1 protein-coding gene is annotated in these 702 nt (G+C 73.6%); it reads right to left on the bottom strand.

The features are described from left to right. On the bottom strand, positions 1-702 hold a 702-nt coding region (locus DPV74_RS41690; protein ID WP_240440123.1), incomplete at both ends, for a condensation domain-containing protein.

Here is a 702-nt window from a genome sequence, read left to right as displayed (position 1 = left end):
TGCCGCGGGCGCGCGCGGCGACGCTTGCGCAGCGGCATGCGTGTCGGGCGCGCCGAGCGCGGCTTCCGACGCGCCGGCGAAGCGCGCGACTTCGTCGTGGTAAACGTCGACGAGCGCATCGACGAAGCGGCGGTCGAGCAGTTCGTCCGCATACGAGAACGCGGCGCTCACGCGCCCGTCCGGATGCTCGACGACGTCCAGCTCCAGCGTGAACACGACGCGATGGCGTACCTCGTCGAACCCGGCCAGCGACAGGCCGGCCCAGTCGCGCGCGGCGGCACCGGTCGGGCGCAGGTAGTTGAACATCACCTGGAACAGCGGATTGGCCTGCGCGGCTCGCGGCGCGCGCAGCGCCGCGACGACGTCCGCGAACGGCACGTCGGCGTGCGCATAGGCCGCGAGTGCCGTGTCGCGCACCTGTGCCAGCACGTCCGCGCGACGCGCGGCCGGGTCGATCCGCGTGCGCACGACGACCGAATTGATGAAGAGGCCGAGCGCTTCGCGGGCCGCGTCGCCCGTCAGCTCGCGCGTCGACGCGAGCACGCCGACCGGCTGGTCGGCCGCACCCGTCGCGCGGAACAAGGCGGTGTTGAGCGCCGCGTGCAGCAGCATCGGCAGCGTCGCGTGCGCGGCCGACGCCGTATCGCGTGCGGCGCGGATCAACGCGCCGTCGAATTCGAACGCGATGCGGGCCGCGCGCCA

The sequence above is a fragment of the Burkholderia sp. HAN2018 genome, from assembly GCF_024704855.1.
Classification (GTDB): Bacteria; Pseudomonadota; Gammaproteobacteria; order Burkholderiales; family Burkholderiaceae; genus Burkholderia; species Burkholderia cepacia.
The sequence above is the reverse complement of the archived record's forward strand: the minus strand, read 5'-3'. Positions and strand labels throughout refer to the sequence as shown.